A 24,644-nucleotide genomic window follows, 5' to 3' on the forward strand; every position below is an offset into this window, starting at 1 on the left:
ATGGATTTGTCCAGACTCATCAAGTCAATATTATGTATGTCGCTTGCGGCGTGTATGCTGCTTTGCGGCTGCGGCGCTCCGCAGGAATCACAGTCCGAAACGACCGCCGAAACCACGGCTGCGGCAACTACTGTACCAGCGAAGCCTGCGGCTACAATCGACGAGACAGCAAACGTCAAGCGCTATGATTTCCTCTCAATAAAGCAAAAGACCGACGAGATAAACTCCGCTTTCAACGGCTATGTTTCAGAGAGACGCTTCAAGGGCGTTATCTATATGAAGCTCGGTAATGACTTTGAGTATCTCAGCGCGACGGGTTCATCTGACGCCAATAACCACAAGAACAACTCGATCAACACGCGTTTCTATATCGGCGCGCTTACAGAGCAGATGACAGCAGCGGCAGTTTTGTCATTAGTTGACAGTGACAAGCTGAGCCTTGACGACACCATCGACAAGTTCTTTCCCGACTACAAATACGGTGAAGATATTACTGTCGATAACCTGCTCAACATGACCTCGGGAATCCCGAACTATATTGTACGCAGCGATATCAGCGACATGGCGGCAAATTTGCACATTGCCATCAACGACGATATAAAAGAGGACAATTCGTTTGATGAAAACAAAAAAATCATTCTGGATTGGATACTCTCGCAGGATTTGCGTTTTGAGCCGTCCTCTTCCTTCGAAAATTCCGACAGCAACTACTATCTTTTAGGTGAGATCATTGCAAAGGTAAGCGGCGAGAGCTATGAGGATTACATCAATTCCGCGATTTTCAAGCCTCTTGCGATGAACGCGACCTCATTTGACGGCGGCGATAAGCTCGCGCTTCCGTATGACGGCAACGCAGAGGGCGATAAGCTCTGCTACAGCGGAGTTGGATATTCCGCATGCGGAATGATTTCGAACATCTCTGATTTGCTCAAGTGGACTGACGGCATATTCTACGATAAAATCATCAGCGATGAATCGATAAACAAAATGCGCACCCCAACCGAAAACGGCTATTCATGCGGTATGTATATAAGCGGTGACAGACTTTCCGCTTCGGGCCGCTGCGGAGCATATTCCTCAATGCTGAGCTATACCACCGACAAGAGCGAAATTTTCGTTTCTCTCTCGAACTACAACTTTTCAGACCCGTCATTCCTGCGCGGATTATTCAGAAAATATCTGTCCAAATTCTCGGCGGGATAATCACACAACCTGTTGACCTCCATACTATGGTATTACAGTCAGACTGTAAATACTTATATGGAGGTTATTTTTATGTCGGAAGTCAGCATTGATAATGACGCTCAGACCACGCAGAACGGCGACGGTCAGGAAGTCCAGTTTGAACCCGTCTGCATAGAAGTACCGCGCATTTATGACAGCTGCGGCGCAAAGGATTGTCTGAGAGATCTGACGGTATTCTTCACCGCCGAGGATCAGGATCTGGTTGAGACAGCAGCCTCGGTTCGTGTGACAAAGGCGAGCGTTCTCACCGCTAACATTTCGGTCGATTCCGTTGCCTTTAACCGCGGATACTACGCCGTCGATGTCGTTTTCTACATCGCAGTCGGCGCCGAGGTTTACACGGGCAGAGGTACGCTGCCCGCGACGGTGACGGGACTCGCAACCGCCTCAAAGCGCGTTGTGCTTTACGGCAGCGACGCGAACGCGAAGATTTTCTCGGGGGATAAGACGCCTGAGATTGACGCGAGCGACTTTGACAGCTGCAACGGAGCCGTCAGCACCGCGCCTAAGGTGACAGTTCAAGTTTCAGCGCCGATGGCGCTCGCGTCCTCAGTGGAGCCGGTGACCGCGCCCGATATCCTGCCGTTCGTGCCCGAGGCGGTCGCAAACTACTTCGGTGAGGAGCTCGTCGTGCCGACTGCCCAGCATATCCTTGTAACCCTCGGAATCTTTTCTATCGTCCAGCTCAGCAGAAATGTGCAGCTGATGATTCCTTCCTACGATTTCTGTGTTCCGAGAAAGGAATGCGCGGCAAAGACAGACGACCCGTGCGAAGTGTTCAGCAAGATAGAATTCCCGACGGAATCCTTCTTCCCGCCCAGTACCGCCGATACCGATTCGGGCAGCGCTCCGTTCGGCTGCGGCTGCGAGTAATTAATAAAGAGGAACTGATTTTTTGTCAGTTCCTCTTTTCAAATATCCAGTCAGTGAGCTCTTCGCCCTTGACAATATACGCTTTTTCCGCGATTTCCGCGAGGGGAGTGTCGCTGTAGCTGTCAGAGTAAAACTCCTCGATTTTTCCATTCGGAAACATTTCGTAGAATCGCCTGACCTTTTCTTTTCCGTGACAGTTGATACCGTCGTAGATACCTGAATATTTATCCACGCGCGAAGCCATCAGATATCGTATTCCGAGTATTTGGCAAATCGGTTCAAGCAAAAATTCGGGCGACGCGGAGATAATAACATCGTCGTCCTTTTGCTGCTTTAAGTAGTATTGTTTGATTTTCGCACGGCTCTTTTCCCAGAAATCCTTAACGTCGCGGTCAATATCGCAGTTTCTCAGAAAGCGGTACATTACCTGCTTGAAATCCGTCTTGCTGCCTTTTCTGAATAGATAGAATTTAAGGAACGCACCGAGTAGCGAGGGAGCAAGAAGGAGGATTTTTTTATGCCGTTTCAGCGAAAAAAGATAAAAATCGGCGGTCGAATCTCCGCCATATATCGTTTTGTCAAAGTCGTAAACATTCATTCATATCACCGCTTTAATTATACACTTGTTTCTGCCGTGAATCAAGCCCTGCCAAAATTCGATTATAGAAAAAATAATTTGACAAACTATTGAAAAATTCCGATACATATGGTATAATTATAAACCAAAAAGTATTATGGGAGCGTATATGTTCGGATATCTGCAAATCGACAAGGCGGAGCTTAAGGTCAGGGAATATGAAGCGTATAAATCCGTATACTGCGGACTGTGCAAACAGCTCGGCAGGGACTACTCGATTTTCGCGCGTTTTGCCCTCAGCTACGACTGTACCTTCTACGCAATTACTTTGATGTCGCTGCGCAGGAGCTGCAGCGGTTTTAAGGACGGAAGGTGCCGTTTCAATCCCCTGAAAAAATGTAAGTATGCCCGCTGTGAGGACGATTGCTACAGCAAAGCGGCGGCGCTGACGGTGATTTCGGTCTACTATAAGCTTTGCGACGACATCAGCGACAGCGGCTTTTTCAAAGCTCTCGCAGTACGGCTGATAAAACCGTTTTTCTCACGCTGGAGAAAGAAAGCTGCCAAGCGCTACCCTGAGCTTGATATAATTGTCCGTGATATGCTCAATTACCAGATTGCGGTCGAGCAAAAGGACAAGCCTTCACTTGATGAGGCGGCACATCCGACCGCATATATGCTTGCAGAGATAATGAAGTCAGAGGGCAAAACAGAATCCGACGCCCGGGTATTGTACGAATGCGGCTATCATCTCGGAAGATGGGTTTATCTGATGGATGCGGCGGACGATTATGAAAAAGACAAAAAGCGCGGTAACTTCAACCCGTTTTTGTCGGTTGAAACCGATGCTTTACATGAATATATGGGCGCGGTGCTCAGCCAGTCGCTGGCGAGAGCATATGACGCGTACAACCTTCTGAATCTGTATGATTTCAAGGGTATTCTCGACAATATGATGCTGTTCGGATTTCCGCTAAGACAAAACAGCGTGCTGTCCGACCAAAGGGAGGTAAGAAATGAGCAATCCATATGAGGTGCTGGGAGTTTCACCGAGTGCCACGGATGAAGAAATAAAAAAAGCGTACCGAAATCTCGCGAAGAAATATCACCCGGATAATTATGCCGACAGTCCGCTCGCGGACGTTGCCGAGCAGAAGATGAAAGAGGTCAACGAGGCGTACGATGAAATAAACCGCATGCGCCAGAAGGGCAAGGGAACAGGTTCTACGGGATCGTCCTCATACAGCAGCTCTGGCTACAATTCCTCGGGCTACGGCTATTCAAAATACAACAGCGTACGCATTTATATCCAGCGCAACATGATAAACGAAGCTGAGAATGTTCTCAACGGCATTCCCGAAAACGAGCGCGACGCGGAATGGCACTTCCTCAGAGGAATGTGCTTCTACCGCAGAGGCTGGAGCGACCAGGCAAACGTTGAATTCCAAACGGCGGTCAATATGGATCCTAACAATCAGGAATACCGCACCGCGGTCAACAATATGAACGCTCAGCGCACCTACAATTACGGCGGCTACAACACTGCGAACACCTACGACTCAAGCGGATGTTCCGTATGCGATATCTGTTCGGCGCTTATGTGCGCGAACTGTATATGCAGCTGCTGCAGGTCATGCTGATATGAAGAGTCCGATTCAGAAGCCGACCTTCAAGATCGCTCTCTGCGCGATTATTGCCGCGCTTGCGGTCATGCTGATGCTGATCACATCGCTGATTCCCGTCGGCACCTACGCTCTGCCGTGCTTTGCCGGAGTTTTGCTTATCGCGATTGTGATTGAGTACGGCGCGAAATGGGCGCTGGGAGTTTACGCAGTTGTGTCCGTTCTTTCGTTTTTTGTTGCGGGCGACAAAGAGGCTGTGCTGTATTTCGCGATGCTTTTCGGCTATTATCCGGTGCTAAAGGCGTTTATCGAGGGTAAGCTGAAAAGCAAGCTTGTGCAGTATGTTCTCAAATTTGCATTGTTCAACGCGGCGGCGGTCGGCTCGTTTTTTATAGCGACAAAGCTGATGGCTGTTCCCGCGGAGGAGTTTACTTTCTTCGGAATTTATATGCCGCTCGTGTTTTTGGCGTTCGGCAACCTGTTTTTTCTGCTGTATGACTTTGCGCTTACAACGTTTGTCGTGTTTTACGTCAGAAAAATCCGCGAAAAACTGCTCCACATATTCAAATAATCCGTATGGATTGTTGCAAACAATGTCATATTGTGTTATAATTTCTTTATAGAATTATTTTATTGGTAGGAAGGTGAAAATATGAAACAAAAGGCAGTTGTCAGAATTGTCTGTATTGTGCTCGCCGTTATTCTGGCAGCGTCAGTTTTTGCGATTGCCATACCTATGATTACCGCAAACGCGGCGGCGAAGCCAGTCACAGGCGGAAGCGGCTACATTTCTGACGATTATGTCAATCTGCGCTCGGGCGCGGGCACAGGTTACAGCGTGCTGACCTGTATGCGTGAGGACACAAAGGTCACCTTTGAAAGCGGCGACCTCTACAGCTCGGACTGGTACAAGGTCACCGAGAAGGAAACAGGTAAAACAGGCTATGTTCACAAGGACTACGTCACCGCTACGGACAGCGGCAGCGGCAGTTCCGACGCCGAGGTTAAGGCTGATGATTCGTCGTCCGGTTCCTCGTCCTCAGGCAGCGCGACAGGCTATATCAACGACGACTATGTAAATCTCCGTTCGGGCGCGGGTACGGGCAATTCGGTTTTGACCGTGATGCGCAAGGACACAAAAATCACCTTTGTCAGCACCACCGCGAAGAGCGGATGGTATAACATCAAGCTCTCCAACGGCACCACAGGCTGGGTGAGCGGTGATTATGTGACCGCCGACAAGTCGTCCTCAGGCGGCAATTCGGGCAGCGGCTCGGGTCCTTCGTCGTCCGCGTCGACGGGATATGTCAGCGAGGACTATGTTAATCTCCGCAAGGGCGCGGGTACCGGTAACGCGGTTATTACCTGCATGCGCAAGAATACCAAGTTCACACTCGTAAGCGAGAAGCCTACCGGCGACTGGTACAATATCAAGACCTCAGACGGAGATACGGGCTGGGTTATCAAGGATTACATAACCATCGAGAAGAACAGCTCCTCGGGCGGCAGCTCGTCCTCAGGCGGCAGTTCGTCATCGGGAAGCCTCAGCCTCTCGAATACCTCTGAAACGATCTACACAGGCAACCAGCTTGCCATAACCGCCAAGGGCGGCTCGGTCAAGTGGTCAAGCTCCGACACATCAGTCGCGACAGTAAACTCAAACGGCGTTGTTACCGCCAAGAGCTCGGGCTCTGCGAAGATCACAGCGACCTCGGGCAGCTCTTCCGCAAGCTGCAATGTAACCGTCAAATCGGGCAGCAGCGTAAACATCTCCTGCACAAGCATAGAGAATATGCGCCGCGGAAAGTCTGTTCTGCTCAAGTCAACAACCTCGGGCGTAAAGTGGAAATCCTCAAATACCAAGATTGCCACAGTCGACGGCGGTGTTGTCGACACACAGTCCCAGAACGGCTTTGTCACTATCACCGCCTACACCTCAAGCGGTGCGGCGACCTGTTTGATTGAGGTAATCGGCAGAGATAATATCCGCTTTGTATACGCGACTCCGAACTCCGCTCCCAAGGGCTCGAACGTAACCTTCAAGGCGATTACCGATACCGACCGCGTAGGCGTATACTTTGTCGTCACAGACGGTTCAACCTCATACACTGTCAACGCCTCAAAGGAAAAGACAGAGTCGGGCACAATTGTCTGGTCAGGTTCCCAGAAGCTCAATTCCTCGGGCAAGTGGACATTTAAGGCTTATTCGAAGTTTGTCGACTACGACAAATATCTCACAACACCCGTCAATGGTGAGGGAGAGGTATTTGTCACAAATTCAACCGACAGGACTACCACTGTCACGGGCGAAAGACGAGCGAGCGACGAGGTTATCAAGCTGATTTCGGTATTCGAGGGCTTCCTGCCTGAGATTACCGCCGACGCTATCATCTCTGACCCCACAGTCGGTTACGGCAAGGTTATTACCACCAACGAGCAGTTCTACAACAACGTCACGCGCACAGAGGCATACGCCTATCTCTGCGAAACCGTTAATTCGGGCGGTTATACCACACGCACAAACGCTTTCCTTACTTCTAACGACGTCAAGTTCAATCAGCAGCAGTTCGACTCGCTTGTTTCATTTGCTTATAATGTCGGTTCGTACGCTATCACGAATGACAGTGATTTGCGTTCCGTACTTCTCGATACGGGAACAGGCGCTTCATCTGCCTCTGTCAAGTCAGGCGGCAGCGGTTTTGTCAACGATGATTATGTAAACCTTCGTTCGGGCGCGGGCACGGGTTATTCCGTAGTTTCAACACTGAGCGAAAACACCAAGTTTACCTTTGTTGACGGAAAGCTCTACAATTCGAGCTGGTATAAAATCAAGCTCTCAAACGGCACGACTGGTTATATCTACTCGCAGTATGCCTCCGCTTCGGGCGGTTCGGGCAGCCGCGACCTGAATAACGTCAGCAAGTCACGTTATGTTTCCAATTTCTTCCAGTGGCACCACGCCGCGGGCGATTGCTGGTGGGGACTTCTCTACAGACGAATTGACGAGGGCGAGATGTTCTTCTACGGCGACTACGAGAACGACGGCTGGCTCAACAAATACGGATTCAGCTATTCCTGCTCACGCAGCAGCGGATTCAGCATTTAATAACTAAGAAGGATAATTTATGAAAAAAATCGGATTTATCGGCGCGGGCAATATGGCGACCGCAATTATTAAGGGCATCATCGCCCGCAACGGAAACGCTGACAACATTAATGTTTTTGACGTCAGCGAGGAAAAACAAAATTTGATGAAAGAGCTTGGAGCCGCGGTATGCGGCTCCTGCGCTGATGTAACGGCGAAAAGCGATATCATCGTTTTGGCGGTAAAGCCTCAGCATTACGCCGAGGCGATCGCGTCGCTCAAGGACGCGGCTACCGCGGAAAAGACCTTTGTTTCCATCGCGGCAGGCATCTCCATCAGCTATGTTCAGAACGCTCTCGGCAAAGCCTGTCCTGTTGTCAGGGTAATGCCCAACACACCTCTGCTTCTCGGCAAGGGCGCTTCCGCACTCTGTCCGTCGGATAATATTTCGGAAGAGGACAAGCAGATCGTTGAGGAGCTTTTCGCGGGCAGCGGAGTTTGCGAGTATATCACTGAGGAGCACATGAACGAGATCATCTCGGTCAACGGCTCCAGTCCCGCATATATTTACCTCTTTGCCAAGGCTATGGCGGATTACGCCGAGTCATGCGGCATTGATTACGACAAGGCAATGAACCTTATCTGCGCGACCCTTGAGGGTTCGGCGGCGATGCTCAGGGAGAGCGGCGACAGCGCCGATGTGCTGATTGAAAAAGTCAGCTCCAAGGGCGGCACTACAATCGCGGCTCTCAACAAGCTGCGCGAGCACGGCTTCACCGAGGCTATCCGCGATGCGATGCAGGCTTGCACCGACCGCGCCGAAGAGCTCGGCAAATAAGAATATTTCACGGATTTTCCTCATATGCTTTAACGGACAAGTTAAAGAAAGGAATGTTTCCGTGAAAGGCATTGTATTTTCGTTCAAAAAATCTCATTCGACGGCGAAGCGGCTGCGCTTCCACATGCCCGACGTTGTTTCCGCGTTCAGAAAAAGCGGTGTGACGGTTATGTTTGTCATTCTTCTGCTTTCGGGTCTGGCTTTCGGAGCTGCGTACGCGCACGGCGCTGATGATTCGACGCTGCAATCTCTCGATTTTCTGTTTACGACCAACCTCGACGCCCGCATGAGCAAGGGCGCTCTCGGGATTTTCAGCGCGTGTTTCGCCTCGGATTTTATCTTTGTCACAGCAATCTATCTGTTCGGACTTGCACCGTGGGGACTGCCGTTTCAACTGTTTACAGTGCTATTCAAGGGCTTCGGCACAGGACTGACCGCGGCGTATCTGATAATCAAAAACGGGCTTAACGGCTTAGGATTCTATCTTCTGGTGCTTTTGCCGGGAACCTTTCTGTTTTGTATCGCGCTTACGGGCTTTTCGGCTCTGGCGTTTCCGTTTTCGATTCGTCAGTTCAAGCTGCTTGTATCAAAGAATCTGCCCGACGGTGTGCTGCGCGAACACTTTTTGCGATACAGCTCGCGGTTCGTTTCCGCGCTGATTATGACATTTTGCGCCTCGCTTCTCGACACCGTCCTCTGGACGCTGTTCGCGGAAGCGTTCCGGTAATTTTTTCATTCGGAGGAACTTATGGCAAATGAAAACAAAACCCTGCCGATAGCGCGGGTATTCAGCAACCTCTTTCACGGTTTTCCGAAGCTGTTGCTGACCAATCTTTTGTTTGCGATACCTGCCGCCGTATTTTTCGCGATATTTTATGCGGTCAATACGCTGACAGGCTTAAATTCGTTTTTTGTAATTCTGTTTACGGTGATCCCTTTGTTTCCATTTTACGCGGGTGTGGTAAGTGTAACGCTTCACCTTGCAAAGGGAGAGACGGATGTTGACGTATGCAGGACATTTTTTGCCAACGTCAAGGAGAACTTTCCGCGTTTTCTGGTTCACGGCGTACTTTTTTATATTGCCGCGTTCTTCACATACTACTCGATAACGCTCTACTTCCGTATGGGTGCCGAGAACGGAGTCTTCTATGTGCTGATGGCATTCTGTATTCTTATCGGAATATTGCTGATGTTCTTTTTCTATCACATTCCGGCCATGACAGTCAGCTTTGAGCTTCCGATGAAGGCTATTTACCGCAACGGACTTCTTATGAGCTTCGGCGAGCTGAAATCCAACCTTATTGCGACCTTCGGGTTGTTTCTGTTGTTTGTTGTTGCCTCGTCATTTCTGATTTGCTGCGGCGGCAACCCAATAGCTATCGCGATTGTCACCGCTGTTCTCGGATTGTTTATCCTGCCGTCGGTTATGGCGTTCATAATCAATTCCGCGATTTACAAGAGAATGTACGCGATGATTACCGACCGCGAGGCACAGTCCCGCAAGGTGGACAAGCGTCTCAGCGAAAAATACACCGAACTCGAAAATCTGCGCCGCAAGAAAGCGGAGGAGGATACTGCCGAGCAGCTTCGCAAGCTCGAAATCGACGAATCCGCAGATGGCGACGAATATATATTTTTTAACGGAAAAATGATTAAACGCAGCGTTTTACTGAAAATGAAACATGCTGCCGAAGAAAGCTGGGAAAAGTAAATGGCAGGTAAACACAGCCAAAAGGGTTCAAACGCACCTCTTGTTATTTTGATTGTCGTAGCTGTTATCGTTGTCGGCGCGATAGTCGGAGGAGCGATTTTTCTGATGAACGGCGGTTTGTCAATATTTAATAAGCAGGAGACGACAGCTCCTGTCACCACTGATGTGACTGCGTCAGAGGCTGTTCCGACAACGCAGGCAGATCAGGCTCAGACCACAGCGCCTGCCGAAACAAAGGCTCAGACTGAGGCGACCACCGCTGCGGACGAGGGCGTCCACACAGAGGACACTCCGATTGATATTGCGGTTCCCACAGATCCGGGCGTTGAGGTGAGCTATTTCAATGCAACCTTCATTCCGAACGGCGATGTCGACGACAATCTCACAGGCGGCAAAGCCACTCTGCGCGAGGTATTCGGTTCGGGCTACAGCGACGGCGTCCTGAGCTTCAACGAGGACGGCACCTTTAAGGATACACTGATTTCGAGTGAGTCCAACCGCGGCGCTTATGTTGTCCAGGACAAAACCATTCACGCGACCTACACTAATGACAAAAATATGCGTATCGAGGTAACCGAATGGGACGGCGGCACTCCCTCGAAGTTCAATATTCAGTACGGAGATTACACCGTGTATTTCGGGTAGGTGAAAGCCATGAAAAAAACGGCACTTATTTCCGCTTTTGCCGCGGCGCTTCTTTGCCTGATTATATTTTCCGCGTGTAACGGCTCTGTGAACCTCAGCAACACCCTTTGGGTTCCTGATTCGGCGAATAACGCGAGCGGCGACGAGGTAGATATCCGTGAGGTTTATAATTCCCATTATTCAAACTATCAGGGTACCCTCAGCTTTTCGTCAAACGGTACCTTTGAGCTTTGGCTCAGCCCCGGCGACCCGTCGGACGGCACTCACACGGGTACATATGAGCTTTCGGGAGACAAAATCAACGTTCTGTTTGACGACGATACCCAGTCGCAGTTCGATATTGTTACAAAGGGCGGCACACAGTGCATTGTAGTGACATATGACGGCTACGATGTTTATTTTACAAAGCAGTAAGGAGCTTTCATTTTGAGTACGGAAGTTAAAACTATTCCCAACGCGAAGGAACGCATTTATCTATATGACAACGTCAAGTGCCTCGCGATTATCCTTGTTGTCATAGGACACGCCATCAACTATCTGACGGATTTTGACGGCTACACGCTTGAAAAGGGCATGTATGTGATGATCTACTCATTTCATATGCCGCTTTTCCTCTTTGTCAGCGGACTGTTCCTCAAGCCGATGAACGCGGAGACGAAATTCCCGAAATACAAGATTCTCGCGTTTGTCCTTATCGGTCTGGTGCTTCGTATGATTACAGCTGTTGTCCGCATTTGCACCGGACTTCCGCCCGTATACGCGACCTTTGAAATCTACGACACCTACACATGGTTCATGTGGGCGATGGCGGTATTTACCGCGCTCGTCTGGGCATTCCGCAAGTTTGACGGAAAGTTTGTCATGCTGTTCGCCTTGCTGATCGGAATCATGGCGGGCTTTGACAGCAACCTCGGCGACGAGTTTGCTCTTATGCGTATCGCGGTATTTTTCCCTGTATTCCTGCTGGGCTATTACCTCGACCCGACAGAGCTATACAGGTTCCTTAATAAGAAGAAATTCAAAATTATCGCGGCGGCATTTCTTGCTGTCTGCCTTGCGGCATTCCTGTTCCTTCTGTTTTTCCACCGCGACTTCCTGTTCTCACTCAGACCGATTTTCACGGGAAGAAACCGCTATACCTCGCTTGACAGCAGATGGCTTTTTGGCCCGCTTTACAGAATATTTGCCTATGTGCTGGCTGTCGGAATCAGTCTTGCGCTGATTTGCATTCTGCCGAACAAAAACCTCGGTTATATTTCCGGCATCGGTGCGAAAACCCTACAGATTTATTTCTGGCATAAGAGCTTCCTGATTGTTTTCGAGGAGCTTCATGTATACGAGAGTATCGAGAGATTCACAGGCAGTCTGGCGGCAACGGTAATTTATCTGTTGATCGCCGTCGGCTTGGTGTTCCTCTGTTCGCTGCCGTTTTTCTCATTCCCGACAAAGCAGATTCTCGCTATCGCGAAAAAACAATAAGAATCACAGCTCCCGCTTCGGCGGGAGTTTTTTTATCCGCTCAAAACGTACCACCGCACGCTGTCAAAATATACATCTCTGATTTTGCCGAGGATAATGCAGGTGTATTTAATACCTGTGGCGCCTTTTGTGTCGGTCTTGAAATACCTCACGTCTATAACCTCGCTTATCGGGTATTCGGCTCCGTTATCCCAGATAATTTTTATGGGAAGCATAGTTCCGTCACGCTCAAATTTAGCGTCAATCCGAATATATTTTTTCATAGTTTTCATCTCACGCAATCGAATAGATGTTTGCTTTATAAGTATATTATAGAACGTGCGTTCGAAAAAGTCAACAGGGAATTATTGCTGAAATTATAATTGTAAAATGCTCAACACAATATATTCGGTTACATAAATGTAAATTCTGTGGACAAAATCAATATCTTGTGGTAAAATAAATTATTAATACCAATCAAACAAATATTTGATGTTTTACGGAGGTCTGTTATGGAAGCGTACAAAAAGGAATTTATTGAATTTATGGTAGACTGTCAGGTTCTGAAGTTCGGCGACTTCGTAACCAAGAGCGGCAGAAAAACCCCGTTTTTCGTTAACACGGGATTTTACAGAACAGGCGCACAGCTTCGCAGACTCGGCGCGTACTATGCCGAGGCGATCAAGGGCGCGTTCGGACTTGATTTCGACGTGCTGTTCGGACCCGCCTACAAGGGAATTCCGCTTTCTGTAGCCGCAACTATCGCAATCAGCGAGAAGTATGACACCGATATCCGCTATTGCTCCAACCGCAAGGAGGTCAAGGATCACGGCGACAAGGGAATTTTGTTGGGCAGCCCGATAAATGACGGCGACAAGGTCGTTATTATTGAGGACGTTACAACCGCAGGCACCTCTATCGGCGAGACTCTGCCTATCATAAAGGCTCAGGGCGATGTAAATCCCATCGGCCTTGTTGTTTCGGTTGACCGCATGGAAAGAGGCCAGGGTGAAAAGAGTGCTCTTGCCGAGATCGAGGAGACATACGGCTTAAAGACCACCGCTATTGTCACAATGGCAGAGATAGTCGAGCATCTTTATAACAGAGAATACAAGGGCAGAGTCATCATTGATGACAAGCTCAAGGCGGCGATTGACGCATACTATGAGCAGTACGGCGTAAGATGATTTGACGGTGATTTGTCATGGGAGATAGCAAAAAATCCGAACATTCCGGACACAGGGAGCGGTTAAGGCGACGCTTTATCGATAACGGACTCGATGGTTTTGAGGAGCACCAGGCGCTAGAGCTGTATCTGTTTTATGCGATTCCGCGCAGGGACACAAATCCGCTGGCACACAGACTTCTCGAGCGTTACCGCAATATCGGCGGAGTGTGCGATGCTCCGATCGACGAGCTGGAAAGGGACTTTGGGCTTTCCGAGAGCGCGGCGGCGCTGCTCAAGCTCCTGCCCGAGATGTCGCGTCTGTATAACGAGTCAAAACTGTCGGATACTAACCTTATCGACCCCGAAACGGTGGGTGATATGATTGCGCGCCGTTTTATCGGCAGAACCAGCGAGGCGGTAGCGCTTCTTCTGGGCAGCGCGAAGGGCAAGATTCTCTATTTTGACATAGTGGCGAAGGGTTCGGTAAGCTCTTCGGATTTTCCGCTCCGCAGGATAGTCGATCTGGCAATCCGCCACAACGCGCGCACAGCCTATATCGCTCATAACCACCCAAGCGGTTCTTTGCTTCCGTCCCGCGCCGATATTGATGTAACGAAGCTGCTGGACAGCACTTTGTCGTCCGTCGGCGTTCACCTGTTAGACCATTTTATCGTAGCGGACAACGAGTATGCCTCGCTGCGTGAATACGATTTGATATAAGTTATGGATTTTAAGCTTCATTCAAAGTACAAACCAACGGGCGACCAGCCCCAGACAATAGACAAGCTCGTTTCGAGTATTCAGGCGGGCAACAAGGAGCAAACATTGCTCGGCGTAACGGGTTCGGGCAAGACCTTTACAATGGCTAATGTCATTGAGCGCCTGAACCGCCCGACGCTTGTTCTCGCGCACAACAAAACCCTTGCGGCACAGCTGTGCTCGGAGTTCAAGGAGTTCTTTCCCGAAAACTCTGTCGAGTATTTTGTGTCGTATTATGACTATTATCAGCCCGAGGCATATGTCGCCCAGACCGACACCTATATAGAAAAGGACAGCTCAATCAACGACGAGATTGACAAGCTGCGCCACAGCGCAACCCTTGCGCTGTCCGAGCGCAGAGATGTGATCATCGTCGCGTCAGTGTCCTGTATCTACAGTCTCGGCAACCCGATTGATTACCGCAATATGGTAATTTCTCTGCGCCCTGGAATGGAAAAAAGCCGCGACGAGCTTGTCAAGAAGTTGGTTGAGCTGCAATACGAGCGCAATGATATCAATTTTATCAGAAACAAATTCAGAGTCAGAGGAGATGTGGTGGAGATTTTTCCCGCGTCGTCCAATGATTCTATAATCCGTGTCGAGTTTTTCGGCGACGAGATTGACCGCATCTCCGAGATTAATCCGCTGACAGGCGAGCTTAAAGCGATTCTGCGGCACGCCGCGGTATATCCCGCCTCGCACTACATTGTATCGCGCGACAAGATGCAGACAGCGCTTGCCGAGATAGAGCGCGAGCTTGAGGAAAGACTGGCATATTTCCGTGAAAACGGAAAGCTGCTCGAGGCTCAGCGCATTGAACAGCGCACGCGCTACGATATGGAAATGCTCCAGGAAATAGGCTTTTGCTCGGGCATTGAGAACTATTCGAGAATTCTCTCGGGCAGAGCGCCGGGTTCGTCGCCGTATACGCTGCTCGATTATTTTCCAAAGGATTTCCTGCTCTTTGTCGACGAGTCACACGTAACTCTGCCGCAGGTGAGAGGAATGTACGCGGGTGACCGCGCACGCAAAAAGAGCCTTATCGATTACGGTTTCCGCCTGCCTTCTGCATACGATAACCGTCCGCTCAACTTTGACGAGTTCTACGAGCGCGTAAATCAGGCGGTATTTGTCAGCGCGACCCCGGGTGACCTCGAGCTTGAGAAGAGCAAGGTCGTCGCGGAACAGATCATCAGACCCACGGGGCTTCTCGACCCCGAGATTTCCGTCCGTCCCACCGAGGGACAGCTTGACGATCTGGTGTCAGAGATCAATATCCGCACCGAGAAGAAGCAGCGCGTTCTCGTCACGACACTCACCAAGAAGATGGCTGAGGACTTGACCTCGTACCTCGAAACAATGGGAATCAAGGTGCGCTATATGCACCATGATATCGACACCGTGGAGCGCATGGAGATCGTCCGTGATTTGCGCCTCGGAGAGTTCGACGTGCTCGTCGGAATCAATCTTCTGCGCGAAGGACTTGACATTCCCGAGGTATCCCTTGTCGCGGTGCTCGACGCCGACAAGGAGGGCTTCCTGCGCAGTACACGCTCGCTTATCCAGATTGTCGGACGTGCCGCGCGTAACAGCGAGGGCATGGTAATTATGTACGCCGACAGCGTCACCGAGTCGATGCGCGTAGCGATTGAGGAGACCAACCGCCGCCGCGAGATTCAGAATGCCTACAACGAGGAGCACGGCATCGTTCCTCAGACCATCGTCAAGAAGGTCAGCGATATAATCGAGATTTCCACTCACAGCGACAGTGAGTTCAAGAATACAAAGAAACTGAGCAAGGCGCAGCGCCAGCAGCTTATCGATAGCCTGACAAAGGAGATGAAGGCTGCCGCGAGACTGCTCGAGTTTGAGCACGCGGCGTATCTCCGCGACAAAATCAAGAAGCTCAGAGGTTGATTTTTGGGCTGACGCAAGACGCGCGTGAAAGGCTATGCTTTATAATCACCGCAGATTCCCGCGGGAAGCTGCGGTGTTGACCTGTATAAACGGATAAAACGAAAAAACGAACAAGGATGAATTGAATGGCAAGAAAAAAGACGAATGAATACGGCAACGACAGTATTACCACGCTGAAAGGCGCCGAAAGGGTTCGCAAACGCCCGTCAGTAATTTTCGGCTCGGACGGACTCGAGGGCTGCCAGCACTCGGTATTCGAAATTCTCTCTAACTCAATCGATGAAGCGCGCGAGGGCTACGGCAAAAAGATTGTCGTAACCCGTTTTGCTGACGGTTCAATCGAGGTTGAGGACTTCGGACGGGGCATTCCCGTCGACTACAACGAGAAGGAAGAGCGCTTCAACTGGGAGCTTGTGTTCTGCGAAATGTACGCGGGCGGCAAGTACAACAATAATGAAGGCGAGAGCTATGAGTTTTCTCTCGGTATGAACGGCTTGGGACTTTGCTCAACCCAGTACGCCTCTCAGTATATGGACGTAGATATCCGCCGCGACGGCTTCCGCTACACCCTGCATTTTGAAAAGGGCGAGAATATCGGCGGACTGAAAAAGGAACCGTACTCAAAGCACGACACAGGCTCCAAAATCACATGGAAGCCTGACCTCGAGGTATTTACAGACATTGATATTCAGCCCGAGTACTTTCTCGATGTAATGAAGCGTCAGGCGATTGTCAACGCGGGCGTGGAGTTTGTGTTCCGCAATCAGACCGACAGAACCTTTGAGACGACAACCTTCAACTATGCCAATGGCGTTGTAGACCATGTCGCGGAGCTTATCGGTGAAAACGGACTCACCACCGTTCAGCACTGGGAAACCGAGGTCAAGACCCGCGACCGCGACGATAAGCCGGAGTATAAGTGCAAGATGAACATTGCCGTAGCCTTTTCAAATAAGGTCAACGCCACCGAGTATTACCACAATTCAAGCTGGCTCGAGTACGGCGGCGCACCCGACAAGGCTGTGCGTAACGCGTTCGTCTATCAGATTGACAACTACTTAAAAAACAACAATAAATACAACAAATCCGAGGGCAAGATCAAGTTCGACGACGTTGAGGACTGCCTTGTCTGTGTAATTTCCTCGTTCTCGAGCGTTTCTTCTTATGAGAACCAGACAAAGAAGGCGGTCACCAACAAGGGTATTCAGGACGCGATGACAGCCTTTCTGCGCCAGAGCCTTGAGATTTATTTCATCGAAAACCCGCTCGAGGCGGAGAAAATCGCCGAGCAGGTGCTCGTCAACAAGCGCAGCCGCGAAAACGCCGAAAAGACCCGTCTTAACATAAAGAAAAAGCTCTCGGGCAACCTCGACATGACCAACCGCGTCGAGAAGTTTGTCGACTGCCGCAGCAAGGATATTTCTGTAAGAGAATTATTTATCGTGGAGGGCGACTCTGCTAAAGGCGCCTGCGTTCAGGCAAGAAATCCCGACTTTCAGGCAATTATGCCGATTCGAGGCAAGATCCTCAACTGCCTAAAGGTCGACTACGACCGCATTTTCAAGAGCGACATCATCACCGATCTGCTCAAGGTGCTCGGCTGCGGCGTCGAGGTCAAGTCCAAGGCAAACAAGCACCTCGCGACCTTCGACATGGACGCTCTGCGCTGGAACAAAATCATCATCTGTACCGATGCCGACGTGGACGGCTTCCATATCCGCACAATGCTTCTGACCATGATATACCGCCTTGTGCCGACGCTGATTCACGAGGGCAAGGTGTTCATCGCCGAATCTCCGCTGTATGAAATCACCACTAAAAATGAGGTTTATTTCGCCTACGACGAGATTGAAAAGGACAAATTCATCGAGCAGATAGGCGAGGAGAAGTTCACGATTCAGCGAAGTAAAGGTCTCGGTGAAAACGAACCTGACATGATGAACCTGACAACAATGAATCCCGAAACCCGCCGCCTGATCAAGGTCATGCCCGACGACGCGGCTCAGACCGCCGAGATTTTTGACATCCTCATCGGCAACAATTTGCAGGCGCGTAAGGACTACATTGTCGAGCACGGTAACGAATACATCGATAATCTTGACGTAAGCTGAGGAGGAAGAAGAATTGGCACGAAAAAAATCAACCAAAGCTCCAAAGCCCGCCAAGACAAAGGGCGTAATCAACGGCGCGGGCGAGGTAGTGGAGCAGCCGATTGTTTCTACGATCCGCGAAAACTTCATGCCCTACGCGATGAGCGTAATTCTCTCGCGCGCTATCCCGGAAATCGACGGCTTCAAGCCGTCCCACCGCAAGCTGCTTTTTACCATGTACAAGATGGGCTTGCTGAACGGCGCGCGCACAAAGTCTGCGAACATCGTCGGCGCAACGATGAAGCTCAACCCTCACGGTGACTCCGCGATTTACGACACAATGGTTCGTCTGTCGCGCGGTTACGAGGCGCTTCTGCACCCGTATATCGACTCAAAGGGTAACTTCGGTAAGTTCTACAGCCGCGACATGGCATGGGCTGCGTCCAGATATACAGAGGCAAAGCTCGCCGCGATCTGTAACGAGCTTTTTCGCGATATCGACAAGGATACCGTAGATTTTGTCGACAACTACGACAACACAATGAAGGAGCCGACTCTGCTTCCTGCGACGTATCCGTCGGTGCTGGTCAACGCCAACACCGGTATCGCTGTAGGAATGGCGTCCAACATCTGCTCCTTTAACCTCCGCGAAATCTGTGAAACAACGGCGGCGCTTATCCGCGACCCCGACCATGATATAAAATCCACTCTGCCGGCTCCCGATTTCAGCGGCGGCTGCCAGATTATATACGACGAAAAGGCGTTCACTCAGGTCTATGAAACAGGCAAGGGCAGTATCCGCCTGCGCGCGAAGTACGTCTACGACAAAAGCGCGAACTGCATTGATGTGCTCTCGATTCCCGCCTCAACCACCTGCGAGGTCATCATTGAGAAAATCATTGACCTCGTAAAGCAAGGCAAGGTCAAGGAAATCTCCGATATCCGCGACGAAACAGGTCTTGACGGTCTCAAAATCACAATTGACCTCAAGCGCGGCACCGACCCCGACAAGCTGATGGCAAAGCTCTTCAAGCTGACCACCCTTGAGGACAGCTATGCCTGCAACTTCAACGTGCTTATCGCAGGTGTACCGCGTGTTCTTGGAATCAGGGAGCTGCTCGACGAGTGGATTGCCTTCCGCATTGAGTGCGTCAAGCGCCGTACCTTCTATGATCGCACCAAAAAGGCTGAGAGGCTGCACCTTTTGAAGGGACTTGAAAAAATCCTTCTCGATATCGACAAGGCGATCAAGATTATCCGCGAGACCGACGAGGAGGTCGAGGTTGTACCTAACCTGATGATTGGCTTCGGCATCGATCAGATTCAGGCGGAGTATGTAGCCGAGATCAAGCTGCGACACCTCAACCGCGAGTATATCCTCAAGCGCACCAAGGACATCGAGGATCTGGAGCGCGAGATAGCCGAGCTTGACGACATATTAAAGAGCAAGGCGCGTATCAAGACGATCATCGTCAAGGAGCTTAGGGCTGTTGCCGACAAGTACGGTCAGCCGCGAAAGTCCATGATTATCTACGAGGACACCGCAGTCTACACAGAGGAGGCAGAGGAGGTACCCGATTACGCCTGCACCTTCTTCTTCACAAAGGAAGGCTATTTCAAGAAAATCACTCCTCAGTCGCTGCGAATGAGCAACACCCACAAGCTCAAGGAAGGCGACGAGATAACTCAGGAAATCGAGTTCTCCAACAACTGCGATCTGCTCTTCTTTACCGACAAGGCTCAGGTATACAAGACAAAGGCGAGCGAGTTCTCAGACACAAAGGCTTCTGTTCTCGGCGAGTACGTCGCGGTGAAGCTCGGAATGGACGAGGGCGAGAATGCCGTCTATATGGTAGCGACAAAGGACTACAAGGGAATCCTTCTGTTTGGTTTTGAGAACGGCAAGGCGGCAAAGGTTCCGCTGGAGGTTTATGCCACCAAGACCAACCGTAAGAAGCTCACCGGTGCATATTCGGATAAGTGTCCGCTTGCGGGAATGCTCAAGCTCAGCGAGGACGGGGAAGTGCTCTTCAAGTCGTCCTCGGGCAGAATGCTTCTCGTGCACACGGGCGCTCTGGCAATCAAGACGACCCGTTCGACGCAGGGCGTGGCTGTCATGAAGCTCAAGAAGGGACATCGTCTGTTTGAGCTTCAGCCATACTTAGAGGGAACCTTCGTAAAGCCGCAGCGTTACCGCACAAAATCGCTGCCGGCGCTCGGCGCGCTGCCTACAAATGACGACTTGAAGGACGAGCAGTTAACACTTATCTAAAAAATTTAAAAAATATCTTGATATTTAAAAAAATTTATGGTAATATATATAAGTTGAATAATGCAGAATAGCGGCAGGCCCGCTAAATGAAAGGACGATATAGTTATGAACGCTTGGGGTATTGTACTCGGCATCTTGCTCGCGATTGTATCCATCGCAATTATTGTAGTAATCATTCTTCAGGAAGGTAACCAGCAGGGCATCGGCGTTGTTACCGGCGCTGCGGATTCCTACTTCTCAAAGAACAAGGCACGTTCCATCGACGCATTTCTTTCTCGCTGGACGAAGGTGTTTGCTGCGGTATTTGTTCTGTTTGTAATCGCTCTTAACGTGCTCAGCTATTTCAACCTTCTCGGCTGATAGCATATTTTCCCAAAACAAAGCATATGATAGACCGTCGGTAACCGGCGGTCTGTTTTTTTATTCACAGTCAGTACATACGAATCGGAGATGTTCATATGCCTTGGTGGGGAATAGTCATAATATTTTTCGCTACATTCATCGTGTTTGCGCTGCTGCATTTCACGGCAAAAAATAAACGCCCGTTCAGACGGGCGTTGTTAAGTATGGCTTTGGGAGCGGGTACGCTGACAGCGATCAACCTTACCGCGGGATTTACGGGAGTATATATTCCCGTCAGTCTGCTGTCGGTACTTGTTTCCGTAATCGGCGGAATACCCGGAGTAACTCTGCTTCTCGCGCTGAATCTGTTTTTTTAGCTCTGCGAATAAATATCCTCAAGCGCGTCGTCGATAGCCTCGCGGTTTTTGGTCATGAGCGCGAGCATGGTTTTGTAGACGGTCACAGGGTAGCTTAGGAAGTTCTTCTTCATCAGCTGTGCCATCTCTTCGTCGGGAGCGTAGAGTGTGAAGGAGAATAAATCCGTATCTCCGCCCGAAACGCGGCAGTTTACCTGAAAACCGTCGCCTGTTTTAACTATGTCAACAAAGTTCTCGCGCAGGGTTTTTCTTTCGGCAAGCAGCTCAACGGCGCAGCGCAGAGCTTTCTCCTTGACTGAGTAGGCGAGAGTACTCTCCAGCTGTTCGGCGACCAGTTTGCCGTTATCGGTCAGGCGGTAGGTCTGTTCGCCGTCGACAATCTCGTCCTCGGCTAAGTTTTCACTGCGTTTGAGCTCGTCGAACGCCGCCTTGACCTCAAAGAAATTAGCCAACTCATATTCGCGGATCGCCTCAGTAATAACACTCTCGGACATTTTATCCTTAACGCTGTTAAAAAGATAACACATAAGCACTTTGATTTCATGCTTGCTTCTCAGCCCCCCAAGAGCGATTCCTTCGTCGAAGGTATCAAACGCCATAAAACTCACCTTATTTCCGATTATTTTAATATCTGAACCTATTATAGCATATAATAACAGAAACGGCAAATGTATTTTGCACAAAAATTATTTGACGTAGCGCAAACATTATGCTAAACTATAGTGAAGGAGGTCGAACAATGGAAAAATATATGCCTTTTATATGGATTGGCTTCGCGATTGTCATGGCGGTTGTTGAAGCGTCCACCACACAATTAGTTTCACTATGGTTTGTACTCGGCGCTGTCGCCGCGGCAATATCTACGATATTCACACCGTCCATCTTCGTGCAGCTGGTGGTATTTCTTGTTGTATCGGCGATGTCGTTGCTTATTACAAGGCCGCTGGTCAGGCGATTCCGCAAGAACAGCGATAAGGTCGGCACCAACGCGGACAGGCTGATAGGTCAGTTCGGTATCGTGACAAAGGGAATTGCCGATCCGTTTTCCGTCGGACAGGTAAAGGTGCTCGGCGAAACATGGAGCGCACAGTCAGAGATAACCCCGATTGAAGTCGGCGCTAAGGTGGAGATCCTCGAAATCGAGGGAGTCCGCCTAATTGTAGAAGAAAGGAAATAACTCATGCAGGGAATTATCGGCATTTCGGTTGTAATAGCCGTATTTTTGATTATATTGATCCTCATAGTCCGCAACATCAAAATCGTGCCTCAGGCTCACGCATATGTGATCGAGCGTCTGGGCACATATCACGCAACATGGCAGACAGGACTGCACCTCAAGGTTCCGTTTGTCGACAGAATCTCCAAGAAGGTTTCTCTCAAGGAGCAGGTAGTCGACTTTCCGCCTCAGCCCGTTATCACACGCGATAACGTCACAATGCAGATTGATACGGTCGTGTATTTTGAAATCACCGACCCGAAGCTCTACACCTACGGCGTTGAACGTCCGCTGAGCGCGATCGAGAACCTCACCGCAACAACTCTGAGAAACATCATCGGCGACCTTGAGCTCGATAACACGCTCACCTCGCGCGATACGATCAACGATAAGATCCGCATTATCCTTGACGAGGCGACCGATGCGTGGGGTATCCGCGTTATCCGCGTTGAGCTCAAGAACATACTTCCGCCGCGCGAGATTCAGGACGCGATGGAGAAGCAGATGAAGGCGGAACGTGAACGCCGCGCCAGAATTCTCGACGCCGAGGGTGAGAAGCGCAGCCAGATTCTCGTAGCCGAGGGCCTTAAGGAAAGCGCTATTCTCAAGGCGGACGCTGTCAAGGAGCAGAAAATCCGTGAGGCTCAGGGTGAGGCAGAAGCGATTCTGACCGTACAGAAGGCTAACGCCGACGCTCTCAGAATGCTCAACGAAGCCGCGCCTACCGACAAAATCATTCAGCTCAAATCCCTTGAGGCGTTTGCAAAGGCGGCTGACGGCAAGGCTACAAAAATCATTATCCCGTCCGATATCCAAGGACTTGCGGGCAGCGTTGCCGCGATCAAGGAAGTCTGGAAGGACGAAAATTAATCTACGGGCGCGCTTTTACGGCGCGCCTTTATATAAGGGAAGGGTGATGTGATTGTACTGGATTGAGCTGCTCTGGTATTTTATAATTACTTCGTTTTTGGGCTGGCTGTTCAGCTGTATATATAATTTCTTCAACGAAAAGAAATTCTATAACAAGGGCTTTCTGACGCTGCCGTTTTCACCTACATACGGCGCGAGCGCGGTTCTTTGCTACCTTGTGTTCAATCAGCTCAGCGACCATCTTTTTATAATGTACATAGGCACGACGCTTCTGCTGTCGTTTTTTTCCGTACTTGTGGGACTTGTCGGAGAGAAAATCCTCGGCTGCAAGCCGTGGGACTATTCGCACATGAAATTTGCAATCGGAAGCTACATCACGTTTCCTTTTGCTCTGTTGCTCGGTTTGGGCGGCACGTTCGCGGTCAAGATTCTGATTCCCGTAATCAGACTTCAAATCCGTTACCTTCCCGATTACATGAGCATGATTATCGCGCTCTCAATTGCGGGAGTGATCCTGATTGACTACATTTTCTCTTTTATCACTATTTTCCGTCTTAAGAAGCGCCTGAGCAAATTCAGGGAGGACAACAAGCTTCACGATGAAATCAGCGAGGAAGAGCTGTCAGAGCTTGAGAAAAACTACAACAGGATTCTGACCAACAACATTCTGCGCAAGCGTATGACCTCGGCGTTTCCTGAGCTTCGCGGTTCCGCCTATGTAAAACAGGTGACGCAGAAGCTCGACGAAATCAAAGCGGACAACATGAAACAGTACACTGCTGTCTATGAGAAAGAGGAGGATAAGCCCTTTGCCTCGGGTTTCTGCTTCGAGAAGCTGTTTATGCTGTTTTTGATCGGCTCGTTTATCGGCACCTGCATTGAAACGGTCTACGCTTTTTTTGTCGAGGGTCATTTTGAATGCCGCGTCGGAGTGGTTTACGGCCCGTTCATTCCCGTATACGGAGGCGGCGCATGCCTGCTGACCACCGTGCTCTACAGGCTCTTCAAGCTGAGTGATACGCTGATTTTTATTATCAGCGCGGCACTGGGCGCGTTCTTTGAGTATATCTGCTCATGGGGGCAGGAAACCTTTCTCGGCACCGTTTCATGGGATTACAGCGATATGCCGCTCAACATCGGCGGCAGAACCTGCTTGCTATACGCCTGCTTCTGGGGTTTTCTGGGACTTATCTGGGTGAGATATCTGTATCCGTTCATGTCAAAGCAAATCGAGAAGATACCCAAAAAGCAGGGCTCGGTTATTTTGGTTGTTCTGTTTATCTTTATGCTCTTCAACGGAATCATGACGGTTATGTCAATTTACCGCTGGAACGAGAGAATAGACGGCGTACCCGCTTCAAACGCCGTAGATGTGTATTTTGACAAGCATTTCGATGATGACCGGATGAAGTTTTTGTTTCCGCACATGCGCGATTCCGAAAGTCTGGAGGAGCTGCAGAGCGACTCAGCGACACCCGATTCAGCCACACCTGACTCCGCACAGTAAAATATGCTTTTACAAGGACAGAGCAATCTGTCCTTTTTGTTTTTAATTCTTTTACGCTATTGCAATTCAGAG

The 24,644-nt window shown here is 50.0% G+C and carries 25 protein-coding genes; 22 read left to right on the forward strand and 3 right to left on the reverse strand.

The genetic code is table 11. The features are described 5' to 3' along the window. The first annotated feature begins 6 nt into the window (after positions 1-6). Both AB1I49_RS05360 and AB1I49_RS05365 read left to right on the forward strand, forming a co-directional pair. Positions 7-1,203, forward strand: coding sequence for a serine hydrolase domain-containing protein (locus AB1I49_RS05360; protein WP_407721569.1), 1,197 nt, complete (start codon positions 7-9; stop codon positions 1,201-1,203). 72 nt (positions 1,204-1,275) lie between these two features. Then, positions 1,276-2,118 (forward strand): hypothetical protein, encoded by an 843-nt coding sequence (locus AB1I49_RS05365; RefSeq protein ID WP_316620034.1) that lies wholly within the window; start codon positions 1,276-1,278, stop codon positions 2,116-2,118. Between the two features lie 25 nt (positions 2,119-2,143). Here AB1I49_RS05365 and AB1I49_RS05370 read toward each other — a convergent pair whose 3' ends face one another. After that, positions 2,144-2,716, reverse strand: a complete 573-nt coding sequence (locus AB1I49_RS05370; protein ID WP_407721570.1) for an HAD-IB family phosphatase — start codon at positions 2,714-2,716, stop codon at positions 2,144-2,146. Positions 2,717-2,864: 148 nt separating this feature from the next. On the opposite strand from AB1I49_RS05370, the gene AB1I49_RS05375 reads away from it, so the two are divergent. The 10 genes from AB1I49_RS05375 to AB1I49_RS05420 all read left to right on the forward strand — a co-directional run bounded on the left by AB1I49_RS05375 (position 2,865) and on the right by AB1I49_RS05420 (position 12,075). Continuing rightward, the gene (locus AB1I49_RS05375; RefSeq protein ID WP_316611341.1) at positions 2,865-3,728 is read left to right on the forward strand and encodes a DUF5685 family protein; all 864 of its coding nucleotides are present in this window, start codon (positions 2,865-2,867) and stop codon (positions 3,726-3,728) included. Further along, positions 3,712-4,335 carry a J domain-containing protein gene (locus AB1I49_RS05380; RefSeq protein ID WP_316609196.1) on the forward strand — a complete coding sequence of 208 codons (624 nt, stop codon included), beginning with the start codon at positions 3,712-3,714 and terminating at the stop codon, positions 4,333-4,335. The genes AB1I49_RS05375 and AB1I49_RS05380 overlap by 17 nt, the downstream gene beginning before the upstream one ends. A 1-nt stretch (position 4,336) precedes the next feature. Continuing rightward, positions 4,337-4,888: a hypothetical protein gene (locus AB1I49_RS05385; RefSeq protein ID WP_407721571.1), complete on the forward strand. Its 552-nt coding sequence runs from the start codon at positions 4,337-4,339 to the stop codon at positions 4,886-4,888. Between the two features lie 81 nt (positions 4,889-4,969). Next, complete coding sequence (locus AB1I49_RS05390; protein ID WP_407721572.1) at positions 4,970-7,423, forward strand: SH3 domain-containing protein; 2,454 nt, start codon at positions 4,970-4,972, stop codon at positions 7,421-7,423. Positions 7,424-7,442: 19 nt separating this feature from the next. After that, positions 7,443-8,240, forward strand: a complete 798-nt coding sequence (proC, locus tag AB1I49_RS05395; protein WP_316609192.1) for a pyrroline-5-carboxylate reductase — start codon at positions 7,443-7,445, stop codon at positions 8,238-8,240. 61 nt (positions 8,241-8,301) lie between these two features. Continuing rightward, a complete protein-coding gene (locus AB1I49_RS05400; protein ID WP_316609189.1) occupies positions 8,302-8,967 on the forward strand; it encodes a stage II sporulation protein M in 666 nt (221 codons plus the stop codon). Between the two features lie 21 nt (positions 8,968-8,988). Further along, positions 8,989-9,951 carry a DUF624 domain-containing protein gene (locus AB1I49_RS05405; protein WP_407721573.1) on the forward strand — a complete coding sequence of 321 codons (963 nt, stop codon included), beginning with the start codon at positions 8,989-8,991 and terminating at the stop codon, positions 9,949-9,951. After that, positions 9,952-10,596: a hypothetical protein gene (locus AB1I49_RS05410; RefSeq protein WP_316611336.1), complete on the forward strand. Its 645-nt coding sequence runs from the start codon at positions 9,952-9,954 to the stop codon at positions 10,594-10,596. A 9-nt stretch (positions 10,597-10,605) separates the two neighbouring features. After that, positions 10,606-11,010 (forward strand): lipocalin-like domain-containing protein, encoded by a 405-nt coding sequence (locus AB1I49_RS05415; protein WP_316611334.1) that lies wholly within the window; start codon positions 10,606-10,608, stop codon positions 11,008-11,010. A gap of 12 nt (positions 11,011-11,022) precedes the next feature. Further along, entirely contained in the window at positions 11,023-12,075 is a 1,053-nt protein-coding gene (locus tag AB1I49_RS05420) for an acyltransferase family protein (protein ID WP_407721574.1), read from the forward strand. 32 nt (positions 12,076-12,107) lie between these two features. On the opposite strand, the gene AB1I49_RS05425 is transcribed toward AB1I49_RS05420, so the two are convergent. Beyond that, on the reverse strand, positions 12,108-12,338 hold the full coding sequence (locus AB1I49_RS05425; protein WP_316609182.1) for a hypothetical protein: 231 nt from the start codon (positions 12,336-12,338) through the stop codon (positions 12,108-12,110). Between the two features lie 228 nt (positions 12,339-12,566). On the opposite strand from AB1I49_RS05425, the gene pyrE reads away from it, so the two are divergent. The 7 genes from pyrE to AB1I49_RS05460 all read left to right on the forward strand — a co-directional run bounded on the left by pyrE (position 12,567) and on the right by AB1I49_RS05460 (position 20,979). Continuing rightward, positions 12,567-13,241: an orotate phosphoribosyltransferase gene (pyrE, locus tag AB1I49_RS05430; RefSeq protein WP_316609181.1), complete on the forward strand. Its 675-nt coding sequence runs from the start codon at positions 12,567-12,569 to the stop codon at positions 13,239-13,241. A 17-nt stretch (positions 13,242-13,258) separates the two neighbouring features. Next, entirely contained in the window at positions 13,259-13,942 is a 684-nt protein-coding gene (locus AB1I49_RS05435) for a JAB domain-containing protein (RefSeq protein WP_316609180.1), read from the forward strand. A gap of 3 nt (positions 13,943-13,945) precedes the next feature. After that, the gene (gene uvrB / locus AB1I49_RS05440) at positions 13,946-15,898 is read left to right on the forward strand and encodes an excinuclease ABC subunit UvrB (RefSeq protein WP_407721575.1); all 1,953 of its coding nucleotides are present in this window, start codon (positions 13,946-13,948) and stop codon (positions 15,896-15,898) included. A gap of 125 nt (positions 15,899-16,023) precedes the next feature. Then, positions 16,024-18,009 carry a DNA gyrase/topoisomerase IV subunit B gene (locus tag AB1I49_RS05445; protein WP_407721576.1) on the forward strand — a complete coding sequence of 662 codons (1,986 nt, stop codon included), beginning with the start codon at positions 16,024-16,026 and terminating at the stop codon, positions 18,007-18,009. A gap of 13 nt (positions 18,010-18,022) precedes the next feature. Next, entirely contained in the window at positions 18,023-20,260 is a 2,238-nt protein-coding gene (locus tag AB1I49_RS05450) for a DNA gyrase subunit A (RefSeq protein WP_407721577.1), read from the forward strand. Between the two features lie 105 nt (positions 20,261-20,365). Beyond that, positions 20,366-20,620, forward strand: a complete 255-nt coding sequence (secG, locus tag AB1I49_RS05455; protein ID WP_216524123.1) for a preprotein translocase subunit SecG — start codon at positions 20,366-20,368, stop codon at positions 20,618-20,620. 98 nt (positions 20,621-20,718) lie between these two features. Continuing rightward, complete coding sequence (locus tag AB1I49_RS05460; protein ID WP_316610749.1) at positions 20,719-20,979, forward strand: pro-sigmaK processing inhibitor BofA family protein; 261 nt, start codon at positions 20,719-20,721, stop codon at positions 20,977-20,979. Here the strand turns inward: AB1I49_RS05460 and AB1I49_RS05465 are convergent. Beyond that, the gene (locus AB1I49_RS05465) at positions 20,976-21,578 is read right to left on the reverse strand and encodes a DUF4364 family protein (protein ID WP_316610750.1); all 603 of its coding nucleotides are present in this window, start codon (positions 21,576-21,578) and stop codon (positions 20,976-20,978) included. The genes AB1I49_RS05460 and AB1I49_RS05465 overlap by 4 nt on opposite strands. A gap of 140 nt (positions 21,579-21,718) precedes the next feature. Here AB1I49_RS05465 and AB1I49_RS05470 point away from each other — a divergent pair, with 140 nt between their 5' ends. From AB1I49_RS05470 to AB1I49_RS05480, 3 genes are read left to right on the forward strand one after another with little or no spacing between them, the layout of a single operon-like run. Further along, on the forward strand, positions 21,719-22,156 hold the full coding sequence (locus tag AB1I49_RS05470; protein ID WP_407721578.1) for an NfeD family protein: 438 nt from the start codon (positions 21,719-21,721) through the stop codon (positions 22,154-22,156). Between the two features lie 3 nt (positions 22,157-22,159). Then, the gene (locus AB1I49_RS05475) at positions 22,160-23,065 is read left to right on the forward strand and encodes an SPFH domain-containing protein (RefSeq protein ID WP_316611449.1); all 906 of its coding nucleotides are present in this window, start codon (positions 22,160-22,162) and stop codon (positions 23,063-23,065) included. 52 nt (positions 23,066-23,117) lie between these two features. Beyond that, positions 23,118-24,572: a putative ABC transporter permease gene (locus tag AB1I49_RS05480; protein ID WP_316609942.1), complete on the forward strand. Its 1,455-nt coding sequence runs from the start codon at positions 23,118-23,120 to the stop codon at positions 24,570-24,572. Positions 24,573-24,644: the final 72 nt, after the last annotated feature.

The organism is Ruminococcus sp. NATIVEDY160 (assembly GCF_045819885.1).
Lineage (GTDB): Bacteria > Bacillota > Clostridia > Oscillospirales > Acutalibacteraceae > Ruminococcoides.

Bases quoted from the DNA above. Each gene is read 5' to 3' on its own strand.
- AB1I49_RS05365 (WP_316620034.1), top strand. From the start codon at position 1,276: ATGTCGGAAGTCAGCATTGATAATGACGCTCAGACCACGCAGAACGGC.
- AB1I49_RS05370 (WP_407721570.1), bottom strand. From the start codon at position 2,716: ATGAATGTTTACGACTTTGACAAAACGATATATGGCGGAGATTCGACC.
- AB1I49_RS05375 (WP_316611341.1), top strand. From the start codon at position 2,865: ATGTTCGGATATCTGCAAATCGACAAGGCGGAGCTTAAGGTCAGGGAA.
- AB1I49_RS05380 (WP_316609196.1), top strand. From the start codon at position 3,712: ATGAGCAATCCATATGAGGTGCTGGGAGTTTCACCGAGTGCCACGGAT.
- AB1I49_RS05385 (WP_407721571.1), top strand. From the start codon at position 4,337: ATGAAGAGTCCGATTCAGAAGCCGACCTTCAAGATCGCTCTCTGCGCG.
- AB1I49_RS05390 (WP_407721572.1), top strand. From the start codon at position 4,970: ATGAAACAAAAGGCAGTTGTCAGAATTGTCTGTATTGTGCTCGCCGTT.
- proC (WP_316609192.1), top strand. From the start codon at position 7,443: ATGAAAAAAATCGGATTTATCGGCGCGGGCAATATGGCGACCGCAATT.
- AB1I49_RS05405 (WP_407721573.1), top strand. From the start codon at position 8,989: ATGGCAAATGAAAACAAAACCCTGCCGATAGCGCGGGTATTCAGCAAC.
- AB1I49_RS05410 (WP_316611336.1), top strand. From the start codon at position 9,952: ATGGCAGGTAAACACAGCCAAAAGGGTTCAAACGCACCTCTTGTTATT.
- AB1I49_RS05415 (WP_316611334.1), top strand. From the start codon at position 10,606: ATGAAAAAAACGGCACTTATTTCCGCTTTTGCCGCGGCGCTTCTTTGC.
- AB1I49_RS05425 (WP_316609182.1), bottom strand. From the start codon at position 12,338: ATGAAAAAATATATTCGGATTGACGCTAAATTTGAGCGTGACGGAACT.
- pyrE (WP_316609181.1), top strand. From the start codon at position 12,567: ATGGAAGCGTACAAAAAGGAATTTATTGAATTTATGGTAGACTGTCAG.
- AB1I49_RS05435 (WP_316609180.1), top strand. From the start codon at position 13,259: ATGGGAGATAGCAAAAAATCCGAACATTCCGGACACAGGGAGCGGTTA.
- uvrB (WP_407721575.1), top strand. From the start codon at position 13,946: ATGGATTTTAAGCTTCATTCAAAGTACAAACCAACGGGCGACCAGCCC.
- AB1I49_RS05445 (WP_407721576.1), top strand. From the start codon at position 16,024: ATGGCAAGAAAAAAGACGAATGAATACGGCAACGACAGTATTACCACG.
- secG (WP_216524123.1), top strand. From the start codon at position 20,366: ATGAACGCTTGGGGTATTGTACTCGGCATCTTGCTCGCGATTGTATCC.
- AB1I49_RS05460 (WP_316610749.1), top strand. From the start codon at position 20,719: ATGCCTTGGTGGGGAATAGTCATAATATTTTTCGCTACATTCATCGTG.
- AB1I49_RS05465 (WP_316610750.1), bottom strand. From the start codon at position 21,578: ATGGCGTTTGATACCTTCGACGAAGGAATCGCTCTTGGGGGGCTGAGA.
- AB1I49_RS05470 (WP_407721578.1), top strand. From the start codon at position 21,719: ATGGAAAAATATATGCCTTTTATATGGATTGGCTTCGCGATTGTCATG.
- AB1I49_RS05475 (WP_316611449.1), top strand. From the start codon at position 22,160: ATGCAGGGAATTATCGGCATTTCGGTTGTAATAGCCGTATTTTTGATT.